General features: G+C 39.9%; 14 protein-coding genes. 8 read left to right on the forward strand and 6 right to left on the reverse strand.

Annotation, left to right across the window (positions count from 1 at the left end; genetic code table 11):
• The first annotated feature begins 32 nt into the window (after nucleotides 1-32).
• Nucleotides 33-668 carry a 50S ribosomal protein L25/general stress protein Ctc gene (locus ASG01_RS05805; protein WP_055861219.1) on the forward strand — a complete coding sequence of 212 codons (636 nt, stop codon included), beginning with the start codon at nucleotides 33-35 and terminating at the stop codon, nucleotides 666-668.
• Nucleotides 669-831: 163 nt separating this feature from the next.
• Complete coding sequence (locus ASG01_RS05810; protein WP_055861222.1) at nucleotides 832-2,052, forward strand: aminotransferase class V-fold PLP-dependent enzyme; 1,221 nt, start codon at nucleotides 832-834, stop codon at nucleotides 2,050-2,052.
• A 66-nt stretch (nucleotides 2,053-2,118) separates the two neighbouring features.
• Here ASG01_RS05810 and hemE read toward each other — a convergent pair whose 3' ends face one another.
• Genes hemE through hemA form a run of 6 tightly spaced genes read right to left on the reverse strand, consistent with a single transcriptional unit; the run spans nucleotide 2,119 to nucleotide 7,303 of the window.
• Entirely contained in the window at nucleotides 2,119-3,150 is a 1,032-nt protein-coding gene (gene hemE, locus ASG01_RS05815; protein ID WP_055861225.1) for a uroporphyrinogen decarboxylase, read from the reverse strand.
• Between the two features lie 33 nt (nucleotides 3,151-3,183).
• Nucleotides 3,184-3,855: a uroporphyrinogen-III synthase gene (locus ASG01_RS05820; protein ID WP_055861228.1), complete on the reverse strand. Its 672-nt coding sequence runs from the start codon at nucleotides 3,853-3,855 to the stop codon at nucleotides 3,184-3,186.
• Nucleotides 3,855-4,511: a peptidoglycan recognition family protein gene (locus ASG01_RS05825; RefSeq protein ID WP_055861231.1), complete on the reverse strand. Its 657-nt coding sequence runs from the start codon at nucleotides 4,509-4,511 to the stop codon at nucleotides 3,855-3,857. Before ASG01_RS05825 ends, ASG01_RS05820 begins: the two co-directional genes overlap by 1 nt.
• 6 nt (nucleotides 4,512-4,517) lie before the next feature.
• Nucleotides 4,518-5,099 carry a DUF1287 domain-containing protein gene (locus ASG01_RS05830; RefSeq protein WP_055861233.1) on the reverse strand — a complete coding sequence of 194 codons (582 nt, stop codon included), beginning with the start codon at nucleotides 5,097-5,099 and terminating at the stop codon, nucleotides 4,518-4,520.
• A gap of 34 nt (nucleotides 5,100-5,133) precedes the next feature.
• Complete coding sequence (hemC, locus tag ASG01_RS05835; protein ID WP_055861236.1) at nucleotides 5,134-6,042, reverse strand: hydroxymethylbilane synthase; 909 nt, start codon at nucleotides 6,040-6,042, stop codon at nucleotides 5,134-5,136.
• Complete coding sequence (gene hemA / locus ASG01_RS05840) at nucleotides 6,029-7,303, reverse strand: glutamyl-tRNA reductase (RefSeq protein WP_055861239.1); 1,275 nt, start codon at nucleotides 7,301-7,303, stop codon at nucleotides 6,029-6,031. The genes hemC and hemA overlap by 14 nt, the downstream gene beginning before the upstream one ends.
• A 215-nt stretch (nucleotides 7,304-7,518) precedes the next feature.
• Here hemA and ASG01_RS05845 point away from each other — a divergent pair, with 215 nt between their 5' ends.
• The 6 genes from ASG01_RS05845 to ASG01_RS05870 are packed head-to-tail and all read left to right on the forward strand — an operon-like array spanning nucleotide 7,519 to nucleotide 13,777.
• Nucleotides 7,519-8,544, forward strand: a complete 1,026-nt coding sequence (locus tag ASG01_RS05845) for a rod shape-determining protein (RefSeq protein WP_055861242.1) — start codon at nucleotides 7,519-7,521, stop codon at nucleotides 8,542-8,544.
• Between the two features lie 32 nt (nucleotides 8,545-8,576).
• Nucleotides 8,577-9,431 carry a rod shape-determining protein MreC gene (gene mreC / locus ASG01_RS05850; protein ID WP_055861245.1) on the forward strand — a complete coding sequence of 285 codons (855 nt, stop codon included), beginning with the start codon at nucleotides 8,577-8,579 and terminating at the stop codon, nucleotides 9,429-9,431.
• Entirely contained in the window at nucleotides 9,424-9,930 is a 507-nt protein-coding gene (locus ASG01_RS05855; RefSeq protein ID WP_055861248.1) for a hypothetical protein, read from the forward strand. Before mreC ends, ASG01_RS05855 begins: the two co-directional genes overlap by 8 nt.
• Nucleotides 9,927-11,951 carry a peptidoglycan D,D-transpeptidase FtsI family protein gene (locus ASG01_RS05860; RefSeq protein WP_055861251.1) on the forward strand — a complete coding sequence of 675 codons (2,025 nt, stop codon included), beginning with the start codon at nucleotides 9,927-9,929 and terminating at the stop codon, nucleotides 11,949-11,951. Before ASG01_RS05855 ends, ASG01_RS05860 begins: the two co-directional genes overlap by 4 nt.
• On the forward strand, nucleotides 11,948-13,177 hold the full coding sequence (rodA, locus tag ASG01_RS05865; protein WP_055861253.1) for a rod shape-determining protein RodA: 1,230 nt from the start codon (nucleotides 11,948-11,950) through the stop codon (nucleotides 13,175-13,177). The genes ASG01_RS05860 and rodA overlap by 4 nt, the downstream gene beginning before the upstream one ends.
• Nucleotides 13,178-13,204: 27 nt before the next feature.
• Nucleotides 13,205-13,777, forward strand: a complete 573-nt coding sequence (locus ASG01_RS05870) for a pentapeptide repeat-containing protein (RefSeq protein ID WP_055861256.1) — start codon at nucleotides 13,205-13,207, stop codon at nucleotides 13,775-13,777.
• Nucleotides 13,778-13,801: the final 24 nt, after the last annotated feature.

Here is a 13,801-nt window from a genome sequence, read left to right on the forward strand (position 1 = left end):
TAAAACTAAAACAATTTTTTAAATTTTTTATAATGAAATCTATTACAATTCAAGGTACAAAAAGAGAAAGCGTGGGCAAAAAGTCTACAAAAGCTTTACGTGATGCTGAATTAGTTCCTTGTGTTGTTTACGGAGGCGAAAACACTTTGAATTTCTCTGCTGAGGAGAAAGCATTCAAAGGTTTGGTTTACACTCCTGAGGCACACACGGTATCTATTGAGATTGACGGACAAACAATTCCGGCAGTTCTTCAGGATATTCAGTTTCACCCAATTACAGACAAAATTCTTCACGCAGATTTCTATCAGCTGGCAGAGGACAAGCCGGTAGTAATGGAAGTTCCTGTAAGAATCACTGGTCGTTCAAAAGGTGTTGTTGCCGGTGGTGTGCTTCGTCAGTCTTTCAGAAAACTGAAAGTAAAAGCAATCCCTGCAAACTTGCCGGATGAGATCGTGGTAGATATCACGCCTCTTAAAATCGGTAACAAATTGTATGTAGGTGGACTAAAAACTGAAGGATTCTCTTTTGTACACCCAGATAACGCAGTAGTTGTAGCCGTGAAAATGTCTAGAAATGCAGCTAAAGGTGGTGCCGCTCAGGATGATGATGATGAAGAAGAAACTACAGAAGCAGCAGCTCCTGCAGCAGAAGAAACTTCAGCAGAATAAGCATTCTCAAAACAGGTATAGAAAACCCACCGTATTTTGCGGTGGGTTTTTTTTGTGACATTTGATTACATCTATCATACCGTTCGGTCATAAAATTTTCTGTAAAAAGCCGTAACTTTGAAGGGTTCTAAATAAAGAACTCTAATTTTTTAAAAGTAAATAAATGTTTGACGTTCAGGAAATCAGAAGTCAGTTTTCTATATTAAATGAAACCGTAAACGGTAAGCCATTGGTTTATCTTGATAATGCGGCGACCTCTCAAAAGCCGAATTCGGTACTTGAAATCTGGAAAAAATATTATCAGGAAATCAATGCCAACGTACACCGCGGAATTCACACGCTGAGCCAGCTCGCGACCGAAGAAATGGAACTTTCGAGAAGAAAAATCCAGAAGTTTATCAATGCCAAGCACGATTTTGAAGTTATTTTCACGCGCGGAACGACTGAAGGTATCAATCTCATCGCATATATTTTAACAGCGAAACTTAAAAAAGACGACGAGATTATCATTTCGTATCTCGAGCATCACTCCAACATCGTTCCGTGGCAAATGCTGTGTGAAAGAACCGGAGCAAAACTCCGCGTTATTCCCATGGATGAAAACGGGGTTTTACAGCTTGATTTTCTGGATCAGTTTTTAAGTGAAAAAACAAAAGTGGTTTCTGTAAATCAGGTTTCCAATGCGTTGGGTGTAGTAAATCCGATTGAAGAAATTATCTCTAAAACACGTGCACAATCTGATGCGTATATCGTGATCGACGGAGCACAGTCGGTGCCGCATTTCACGGTAGATGTACAGAAAATGGACTGTGATTTTTTTGTCTTTTCGGGTCACAAAATGTATGCTCCGATGGGAACAGGAATTCTCTATGGTAAACAGGAAATCCTGGAGGCTTTGCCGCCTTTTCACGGTGGCGGAGAGATGATCGCCGTCTGTTCGTTTGAAAAAACCACTTACGCCGGTTTACCTTTTAAATATGAAGCCGGAACACCAAATGTTGGCGGAAATATCGCTTTAGGCGCCGCAACAGATTTTATTTTAAATATCGGGCAACAGAATATTCAGAATCACGAAAATGCTTTGCTGGAATATGCGCAGCGAAAACTTTTAGAACTTGATGGTTTAAAGGTTTACGCTGAAAAAGCACACCGTACAGGCGTGGTTTCTTTTAATCTGGAAGGTGTAGGAATTTCTTCCGATGTCGGAATGATTCTCGACAAAATGGGAGTTGCCGTACGTACCGGCCATCACTGCACGCAGCCAATTATGGAGTTTTTCAACATTGCCGGAACTGTACGAGCGAGTTTTGCCGTTTACAACACTTTTGAGGAAATTGATCTTCTTGTAGAAGGTGTGAAAAAGGCACAGAGAATGCTGGCGTAATTTTTCTCAACTTATCAATAAAAAATCCCTTTCGATAATCTTGAAAGGAATTTTTTTATTTTAAACTTAAACCATCGGCTTCCAATCCACCACCGCTTTGATAAACGCTTCTGCATTTTCTACAGGAATATTTGGCAAAATTCCGTGGCCGAGATTTACAATGTATTGATCTTTTCCGAAACGGTTAATCATTTCATGTACCATTTTTCTGATCGTTTCCGGCGTAGAATGTAATCTTGAAGGATCAAAATTTCCCTGCAGCGTTATCGAATGATCAGTAAATTTCCTTGCATTTTCCGGAGTAATCGTCCAGTCAACACCAAGAGCCGAAGCTTTAGATTTCGTCATTTCATCTAATGCAAACCAGCATCCTTTCCCGAAAACCACAACGTGCGTTATTGGAGCCAGAGCTTCCACAATTTGATTGATATACTGCCATGAAAATTCCTGGTAATCTGCCGGAGAAAGCATTCCGCCCCACGAATCAAAAACCTGAACGGCAGAAACACCTTTTTCCACTTTTCTTTTCAAATAAGCAATCGTGGTGTCTGTGATTTTCTGTAATAATTTATGAGCAGCTTCCGTTTGAAGAAAACAGAAAGATTTGGCAATATTAAAGTCCTTCGAACCTCTTCCCTCAATGCAGTAGCACAAAATCGTCCATGGCGAACCGGCAAATCCAATTAGCGGAATTTCATTATCCAGTTTTTCCAGAGTCATTTCGATGGCATCAAAAACGTATCCTAAAGTATCGTTTACATCAGGAACGATAATATTTTCAACCTGTTCTGCAGTTCGTATCGGCTCATCCAGCCACGGTCCGACAGATTCTTTCATTTTAAAATCGATGCCCATCGCCTGAGGAACCACCAAAATATCTGAAAATAAAATCGCCGCATCCAAAGGAAATCTTCTGATGGGCTGCACCGTGATTTCAGAAGCAAGTTCCGGAGTCTGGCATCTTGTGAAAAAGTCGTATTTGTCGCGCAGAGCGATGAATTCCGGCAAATATCTTCCTGCCTGTCGCATCATCCAGACAGGCGGCCGCTCTACGGTCTCTCCGCGAAGTGCTTTTAAATATAGATCGTTTTTAACCATAATAATTCTTTGATTGCTGCAGATTTTTAGATTTCAAATTTTTTCTTTGATGATCTTTAATAAATCCTTCAGCGTGTTTGCTTCGCTTGTAAAAATCCTGTTTTCTGTATGTTTTCTGAGCTCAGAAGAAGTCGTTTCTCCGATCGAAAAAAGCATTTTATTTTCCAGCGAATTGTGTTTCGCAAAACTACGAACTCCGCTTGGGCTAAAAAAAACTACAGCATCATATTTTTCAGAAATCTCAGGAAAAAGTTCCTGTGTTTCATAGACTACGATTTTTTTATATGCAATATTTTGCAGTGGCAGTTTTTCATCTAAAACGTCAAGCGCAAGATTTCCGCAAAAGTGTACAAATTTTTCCTGCGCACAGTTTTTTACAATAAATTTTGCCAGCGTTTCTGCATTTTTCAAAACTTTGAAAGTCCCGAAATTATTTTTCCGGAGTTCTTTTTTAGTTTTTTCGCCGACGCAGTAAATTTTGTTATAATCTTTCGCCGTAAAATCTTCATTAGCCTTAAAACCGTTCTCGAAAAAAGATTTTACGCCGTTTGCACTCGTGAAAATCAACGATTTGTTTGTCAGGCCAAAAGTTTTTACCTGCAGATTTTTGATCTGAATAACCTCAACGCACTTCGCCGAAACTGTTTTTGCCAATTCTTTGGAAAAAAAATCCTGCGAAATTTTTTTGGTGAATAAAATATTCATTACGGCTTTTCTTTTAATTTTAAATCCGCAACCTGAAGCCGCACTTGCTGCATAAAATCTGAGCCAGGATCTTCCTTTACTGTAAAATATCTGGAATCAGTTTCTCTCCAAAGCTTAGAATTCCGGAAAGCGCCATATTCTGAATGACCGATGAGATATTCGATCGAATATTTTTTAGATAAATAACGGATCAAGCTGGCATTTGCCTGAACCTGTTCCTTCGTAAGCGGTTGTTTTTTGCTGCCGATATTTTCGATTCCGATGGCGAAGTAATTTAATCCGATGGTATGCCGTGCAAATGTATTGGGTTCCATCAGTTCGTAAACCGCTCCGTCGCGGTCGACGATGTATTGAGAAGAAACATTGAGCAGGCTCTGCTTCTGCAAAGTATTTCTGGCGCTTTCAAGTTTTGTGTTGTTGAAATATTTAAAATTGCTTTCCACGGTGCCGCCAGCGGTATAATGAAGCACAATCATTTTAGGAATAATCGTCGGCGTTTTCTGATTCAAACCGTGATGATCTTTCAGATATTTTAAACTTAACCGAACTCTTTCCGGCGTAAAAGCGATTGGCTTTTTTATGATTTTTAAATCTTTACTTTGAGAAGAAGCAAAATTTAAAACAAAAAAGAACAGAAATGAAATAATCTTTTTCATTGTATTTTATTTCTGATATTGATAATGTCCGGTGATTTTAAAACTGAAAAGACAGTCCTGAATTACCTGTCCGGCGCCGATGTTGTGCACGATTAAATATCTTTTTCCGTCCGCCGATTTTTTATTGACCACTATTCCGATGTGCGTCAGATTTCCCGGAAGAAGCCACGTCACGATATCGCCGGGAACATACAGCGTAGGATTTTTTTCGGTAGATTTTGACTTCCCGAATCTTGCGAAGAAAACCATTAGGTTGGGAACGCGTCGGTGATCGATATTCGTGTCAGGTTTTTTCAGGCCGAAATTTTTTGGATATTTAGAAAAATTCTTCTTCATATCTTCATGCACTTCTTTCTGAAGATCAATTCCCAATTTTCTGTAGGCCCGAATGACCACATCTGTGCAGACACCTTTATCTGAAGGAACATCGCCGCCGGGATATTTTATTGAAACATATGCAGGATCGTAGATGACTTTATCTTTGGTGAGACTGATCGCGGTATCAGAAAGTTTTTGGGCAAAAGACGACTGCGCGTTGAGTGAAAAACTGCAGATCACAAACAATAAAAGATACCAAGACTTTCTCATGCTTTCCGGTTTTAAAAAATTCGTGGGAGTTTTCTCAAAGCTGGGTTTTTATCTCAGCCATCAGTTCTTTACCGCCGTTTTCGAGAATAATGTTGGCAAGTTTTTCACCAATATTGTCTTCAGCATTAAACTCAAAATTCTCGTCTATGGCAATGTAATTTTCTCCGTCAAGCGAGCAAAGTGCACCTTTAAAACGGATTTCGTTTCCGAATTTTTCTGCAAAAGCTCCGATTGGCGCCGTGCAGCCACCTTCAAGTGTACTCAGGAAATTACGTTCGATTTCTACACAAATCTGCGTTTCGTAGTGATTGATTTTTCTTAAAATCTCATTGATTTCAGGTTTCTGCGAATGTCCCGCAACAGAAATTACGCCTTGCGACGCCGCAGGAATCATCATTGGTAGCGTTTCGTAATCAATCGTCATATTCATCCTTTTGATTCCGGCAAGCGAAAGAATCGTCGCGTCAAAATCCTGATCCTGAAGTTTCTGCAGCCGCGTCTGAATATTCCCGCGAATGTCGGAAAACTGGGTTTCAGGATAATATTTAAGCCAGAAAGCTCTTCTTCGTAAGCTGCTGGTGGCGAGTTTTAAATTATGAAATTCTTTTCCAACCGCAGATTCTTTACGGATCAAAACATCCTGAGGAAAATCGCGCGGAAGGTGAGCTACAAGTTCAATATTTTCCGGAAGCTTCGTCGGAACGTCTTTTAAAGAATGCACGGCAATATCAATCTCGTCGTTGAGAAGCGCAACATCCAAATCGCGAGTAAAAACTCCTGTGATTCCCAGCGAATACAAAGGCTGATTCAGGTTTTTGTCGCCCGAAGAAACGATCGGCACAATCTCGGTAAGATAGTTGAGGTTCTGTAAATATCTTGCAACTTCTCGCGCCTGCCAGAGTGCCAGCGCAGAGTTTCGCGTGCCTATCCTAATGCTTTTCATTGAATTCGTTGTTGGGTTGTTCCACTAAAATCTCGTGCATCAATTTACTGATTTCTTCGGCTTTCAGCGGATTGTCGATAATATATTTTGCAAAACGGTTGGTGATTTTCTGAATCATCTTGTCAGAAAGTTCCATATCATTTACGTCGATGTATTTGTTTTTACGGTAAAAATTGTGCATTTCGTTGCGTTCCATATTTTTCAGAACCGCTTTGAAATGGTGAATATTGGGAGCCAGTTTCCGTTTCTTTTCCCACTCCAGAAAGTCTTTTGTCATTTCTTTAATGATCATTTCGGCCTTCGGAATTTCTTTTTCGCGCTGCTGAATGGTTTTCTGAATCTGCTTTGAAAGCTCATCCACATCAATGAGCATCACATTTTCGAGTTCAGAAACATTTTTATCAACATTATGCGGAATTGAAAGATCGATAATTAAAATTTCTCGTCCGTTTTTCAAATGTGATTTATTAATGATCGGCGTTTTCGCTCCTGTTGCCACGATGAGAATGTCGGTTCCCTGAAGTTCGTCTTCCAGATTTGTGTAGTCGATATTAGGAATATTATATTTCTCAGAAATCTTGGCGGCTTTTTCCTGTGTACGGTTGGCTATTTTTATTTTGGGTTCGTAGATGTGTTTTACGAGATTTTCTACTGTGTTTTGTCCGATTTCACCTACGCCGAGAAGAAGAATATTTTTTTCGGCAAGTCTTTTTTGGCTGTTTAAAATATAGTGAACCGCAGCATACGAAACAGAAGCTGCACCGTTTGAAATGGCGGTTTCGTTTTTGATTCTTTTTGAAATCTGAATAGCAGAATTTATCGAGCGCTCTAAAAACGGATTGGAATTCTGTCTCTCACGTTTAAATCTTGCATATGCTTTTTTGATCTGTCCGATGATTTCAAAATCACCGATGATCTGACTTTCCAAACCTGCCGCTACGCGAAAAAGGTGTTGAAGCGCCTCTTCTTTGGTTAAAATATTTGCAAACTGCAGAAAATCTGAAAGGTTTACGCCAATGGTTTTGCAGTATTCTTCCGCCACGAAAAGATAGTTGCTGGTCGTCGTATAAATCTCGGTACGGTTGCAGGTAGAAACCACAAATGCGTCGCCCAGATTCTGCTCGTGCACGCGGGTGACAAAATTTTTGATGTTCTCGTCGAAGAATGCAAATTTTCCTCTCGTCTCACCGTCGGCCTTTTCAAAACTTACTGAAAGCACAGCAAAATTTGAGGTCTGGTGTATGTTGGAATACTGTATCATAAACAGTGGCAAATTTAGGGATTTTTATCCTAAAGATATTTCAATATTGTATATGATTATTATCGTAAAAAGCTATAAAACATCGCTGAAAACCATATTTTTTAGTCAAAATGTGCATTTTAATTTTAATAAAAATTTAACCAAATTATCTATGATCATCTGGCTTATCATGATGTGAAATTTATATCTTTGTAAACTTAAACCAGAACGAAACTATGGGTCTATTTGATATGTTTACGCAGGAAATTGCGATCGACTTAGGTACTGCCAATACCCTAATTATTCATAATAATAAGATCGTAATAGATCAGCCTTCGATTGTAGCGATCGAAAGGTCTACGGGCAGGCCAATCGCAGTAGGTGAGCAGGCAAAACATATGCAAGGTAAAACTCACGAAGATATAAAAACAATCAGACCGTTGAAAGACGGTGTTATCGCGGATTTCCATGCTTCCGAGCACATGATCAAAGAGTTTATTAAGAAAATCCCCGGGATTAAAGGAAGATTTATTCAGCCTGCGCTTCGTATCGTAATTTGTATTCCTTCAGGCATTACCGAAGTCGAGAAAAGAGCGGTGCGCGATTCTGCACAAAAAGTAAACGCCAAAGAAGTCCGTTTGATTTATGAGCCAATGGCTGCTGCAATCGGAGTTGGTATCGATGTACAGAAACCGGAAGGTAATATGATCATAGATATCGGTGGCGGAACGACAGAAATTGCAGTTGTAGCTTTAGGTGGAATTGTCTGCGATAAATCGGTGAAAATTGCTGGTGATGTATTCACAAATGATATTGCTTATTTTCTGAGAACCCATCACAATTTATATATTGGTGAAAGAACTGCTGAAAGGGTAAAAATTGAAGTAGGTTCTGCAGTTGAAGATCTTGATGTAGATATCGACGATATTCCGGTACAGGGTCGTGATTTGATCACCGGGAAACCGAAAGAAATTATGGTTGGTTACAAAGAAATTGCTAGAGCTTTAGATAAATCAATCATCCGTATCGAAGATTCAGTGATGGAAACTTTATCGCTTACACCTCCGGAACTGGCAGCTGATATTTATAAAACCGGAATTTACCTTGCCGGTGGTGGTGCTTTGCTGAGAGGTTTGGCAGACAGACTTCATAAAAAGACCGGCTTACCGGTTTTCGTGGCAGAAGATCCTTTAAGAGCCGTAGTACGCGGAACTGGGATTGCTTTGAAAAACATGGATAAATTCAACTTCCTCATCAAATAATATTTTTTTAACGCTTTACGATATTTGTCTGAATGGGATTTTTGCTGAGAATATTTTCCAAGAATGCTTTTTTTGTGTTCTTTCTTTTTCTGCAAATCATTGCTCTGGTACTGATATTTTCTAAAAACGCGATGCAGCAGTCGTGGCTTGCGGGTCAAACGGCAGCTTTCAATTCGTGGGTTTCCGGTTATATCGACGAAGGTGTTTCTTACTTAAAATTAAAACAGATCAACGAAGATCTTGTCGCGCAAAACAAAGCTTTAATGACGGAACTTTATGGTAAAAAAGGATTGAAAAATCCGGTTTTCCGGAAGGTACACGATACTTTGGGTGGCGGACAGATTTATACTTTCGTAGATGGTGATATTGTTTTTAACAGCATCAACCGCCGCGATAATTATTTCACCATCAACCGCGGCAAACGCGACGGTGTTTTACCGCAAATGGGTGTGATCGCTCCACGGGGAATTGCAGGCATTGTCATCAATTCCACCGACAGTTATTCTCTGGTGAAATCGGTGCTCAGCGTCAATAAAACGAGAATCAATGCGGCTTTAAAGAATTCCGGATATTTCGGTACGCTTACATGGCGTGGCGATAATTCGAGAATTATGCATTTGGCAGACATTCCGAAATATGTTTCATTAAAAGTTGGCGACACCATTATTACCGACGGAAAATCTGCCATCTTTCCGAAAGGTGTCATGATTGGAACTGTTGCCGGATATAATGTAGACAACAAAACGGGCTTCTGGGATATTTCTGTTGAGCTCAGCGAAAAGATGGGAGCTTTAAGTAAAATTTTCGTCGTTAAAAATCTGAAAAGAGCTGAGGTTCAGAAAATTCAGGATACGATGCAGGCCGTTATAAAGAAAGAAAATGATTAGCAGAACCTTATTTACAGATCTTTTGATCATGATTTTTCTGGTTGGGCTGCAGATTTTTGTGCTGAACAGAATTACGCTTTTCGGCAAATATACGCCGGTACTTTATCCGGTTTTTGTCATGTTTTACCCTTTTTTCAGAAACAAATATCAGTTCTTAGCACTGAGTTTCATCATCGGCTTGGCAATAGATACTTTCCTTAATTCCGGCGGAATTAATGCTTTTGCAACGACGCTTATTGCATATTTCAGAACGTTGATTTTCAGATCTTCGACCGATACTTCAACCGATTTTTTCTCTTTTCAGTCATTGCAGTGGACGCAGTTTTTGCTCTTCCTGTTTTCGAGTATTTTCCTGCATCAGCTTTTGGTTCAGTATATTGAGTTTTTCAAATTCACCAGAATTTTCGAGATCTTCCTCAATGTTTTGGTTACCAGCAGCATTTCCTTTATATTTATCATCATTTACGCATTAATATTTAAAATCAAACAAAAAGTTTGAATACCCGTTATTTTAAGATTTTTTCAGCGCTCATTATTATCGCCCTCATTTTTGTGGCGCGGCTTTCCTATCTGCAATTATTTACCGACCGTTATGCATTAAATGCTGCAAATACTTCCATAAAAACAGAATATGTTATTCCGCAGCGTGGCGTAATTTTCGACCGAAACGGAAAAATTCTTGTTGGAAACCAGCCGGCGTATGAAATTTCTTTTACTCAGGCTTTGATGAAACCCGATTTTGATACGCTTGCGTTCTGCAATCTGATGAAAATCAGCAAGTCAGATTTTATCACCAGAGTTAATGCCATTAAAGCGGAAAAATATTATTCGAAACTCACGCCGATGACTTTTCTGAAAGATCTCAGCCGAGAAGATATTGCCCGCGTACAGGAAATTATTTTTAAATATCCTGCATTTAATATTGTTTCAAGACCGCAGAGACAGTACGAAGTTTCCACTTCGGGAAACCTTTTGGGTTACACGAATGAAGTGAACGAGAGCGAAATTAAAAAAGATTCTACTTACTATCTACCCGGAGATTTTATCGGAAAAACAGGAATAGAAAAAGCCTACGAAAAAGAACTGCGCGGTATAAAAGGCATTAAATACATTCAGAAAGATATCCGTCTCCGCGATGTGGGTTCTTATAAAAATGGGACACTCGACCGTGAAGTCGTTACCGGAAAAGACATCACGCTTACCATTGACTACGATCTTCAGCGCATGGCTGAAGAAATGCTGGTAAATAAGCACGGCGCAATCGTAGCAATTGATCCCAACAATGGTGAAGTTCTGGTTGCAGCAACAGGTCCGGATATTGACCCGAATATTTTTACCGGCCCAAATAAATCCAGAAATCTCTACGCGCTTTCAAAAGACACGATCTACGAAAACAAACCCACTTTTGACCGTTCGTTGCAGGCTGCATATCCGCCTGGTTCTACTTTTAAATTACTTACTGCTTTGGCTGCAATGCAGATGGGCGTGATGGACGAAAAAACCATTTTCCCTTGCGGTGGCGGATTTTATTACCGTGGAAAAAGAATAAAAGGTCATGGTGGCGCCGATCCTCTGATACCTTCAATACAAGTTTCCAGCAACTGTTTTTTCACCTATGCTTTTATTGCAATTATTAAAAAATATCCGGGAAATCCTTCACGTGGCGTCGATGAATGGAAAAAAATCATGAGCAGTTTTGGTGTCGGCGAATTTTTAAATAACGATTTTCCGGTAGGTGCAAAGGGCAGAATTCCTTCCGGAGATTATTACGAAAAAAGATTTAAAGCCATTATGAACGCCAGCGGCTCAAAGAGAACCGATTTCAAAAACTGGGACGAAATGCCAACCGGTGCGATCTACAACGGAATGGGGCAGGGCGATGTTCTGGTAACGCCGATTCAGCTGGCCAATTATGTCGCCGCAATTGCGAACCGAGGTTGGTATTACACGCCACATATCGTAAAAGGAATCGACGGAAAACCAAATCCTGATCCAAGATTTAAAGTAAAACATAAAACGCTGGTTGATCCAAAACATTTTGAGCCTGTTCTTAAAGGAATGGAAGCTGTGGTTCTACGTGGTACGGCTGCCGGACTGAAATCAAGTGATTTTACTCAGCTCGCAAAAACCGGAACCGCGCAGGTTCCGCAGGGAAAAGACAATTCAATTTTCGTCTTGATTGCTCCTGCAGATAAACCTAAAATTGTTGTGGTTGCCGTAATGGAGCACGCCGGATTTGGAGCAACGTGGGCCGGGCCAGCTTCCACAGTTATTGCTGAAAAATATATTACCGGAGATTTGAAACGTGAGCATCTTTATAAAAAGATGATTAACGCAAGTTTTATGCCCGAATATAAGCGTCAGTGGGTCGCTGATTTGAAACGAAAAGGTCTGTATAAAGAACCTCAGCCGGATTCTATCAAGCAGAAAAAAATGCGCGACAGCCTGGAAATCGTGAAGAAGCAACGCGCCAAAATAGAAGCTGCGGCGAAGCAGAAACAACAGAAAATCAAAATATGAAAAGCTTAGAGGGAATCGACAGGCTCGGGCTGGGACTTTATTTTTTGCTGTGCACATTCGCAATAGCCAACATCTACAGTGTGGATGAAACTTTGGGCAAAAAACAGCTGATTTTCTTCGGAATTTCTGTGTTTGTAGGGTTACTGATATTTGTAAGCCGAAGTAAGTTCTTCGAAAATATGTCGGGGATCATCTATATCGGCGGCGTTTTGCTGCTCATCGGACTTTTTCCTTTCGGTAAAGAAATTTTAGGACAGAAAAACTGGTACAAATTCGGAAGTTTCACGATGCAGCCGGTAGAATTTGCAAAAATAGGCGTCGCTTTAATGCTTTCCAATTATGTTTCCGGGTCTGAATTTAACGCAAAAAATAAACGTTCACTCTACAAAGCCATCGGTATTATTGCGATTCCGGCGGTTGTCGTTTTAATGATTCCTGATGTAGGTTCGCTTCTCGTTTTTACAGCATTTTTTATCGCGCTCTACCGCGAAGGACTTTCAGGATTTTTATTCGGGATCGGATTTCTTTTCGCTGTCGTTTTTCTCGTTTCTTTAGCGGTAAATCCGCTATACGTCGTTCTCGCCATTCTTCTCATTGCAGGAGTTTTAATTTTCTTGAATTACTATAAAATGAGTTGGAACGTCATCAGCATTTCAGGGATTGTCGGTTCCATCGTACTTCTTTGCGGAATTGCGTATGCTTCGCCATTTATTTTAGAAAAAATGCCAAAGCACCAGCGCGAACGTATTGAGGTTTTATACAAAGGTGAAAAAGCGTTCCGTGATACTTCAGGCTATAATCTTCTCTACTCTAAAACGGCAATCGGTTCAGGCGGCGTTTTCGGTAAAGGTTACCGTGAAGGTTCTGTGACGCAGGGAAAATTCGTTCCTGAGCAGGAAACCGACTATATTTTCTGTACCGTGGGCGAAGAATGGGGTTTTGTCGGAAGCTCAGTTTTGGTTCTTGCTTATCTGATTTTTATAGGGAGAATATATTATCTCGCAGAACGTCAGAAATCTGGGTTTAATCGTGTTTTCGGATATTCTTTTGCCTCGATTCTGCTTATGCACTTCTCTATCAATTTAGGAATGGTAATGGGGCTTTTCCCGACCGTTGGCATTCCGTTGCCGTACTTCAGTTATGGCGGAAGTTCGCTTCTTGCCTTTTCGATGATGACGTTTATCTTTTTTAAACTGAATTATTCTGACCAGAACAGTTTGGTGTAAAATCAATCAAAAAATCTATTTTAAAATATGTCTGCAGTTTTCATTTCCGAGCAGGATTTTGATCAAAATTTGCTTGCTGGTCAAACCCTACAGAAAGGCGAATACGATCAGTGTACTTTCAGAAATATCAATTTTGAAAATGGAAATTTCTCCAGTTTTGTATTTAATGAATGCGAATTTATAGACTGTAATTTAAGTCTGGCTAAACTTGCAGGCACAGCAATCCGAGAAGTACTTTTTAAAGACTGTAAAATGTTTGGTTTAAATTTCTCAGACTGTAATGAGTTTAATCTGAAATTCCGCTTCGAAAATTGTCAGCTCAATAATTCTGTATTGTACAAAACAGACATTCGGAAGACGGTTTTTAAAAGCTGCAATCTTTCTGAAACAGATTTTGCTGAGTGCAATTTATCCGGCGCAGTATTTAGCGAATGCGATTTAAATGGCGCTGTTTTCGAAAACACAAATCTTGAAGGTGCAGATTTCCGAACGTCGTTTCATTATCAGATCAACCCAACATCAAACAGATTGAAAAATGCAACGTTCTTACGAAGTGAGGTGCACGGTCTGCTGCAGAGTTTTAAAATTAAAATTGAGTAATAAAAAAAGCCATCCCAAAATGAG

The organism is Chryseobacterium sp. Leaf180 (genome assembly GCF_001424585.1).
Taxonomy (GTDB): Bacteria; Bacteroidota; Bacteroidia; order Flavobacteriales; family Weeksellaceae; genus Chryseobacterium.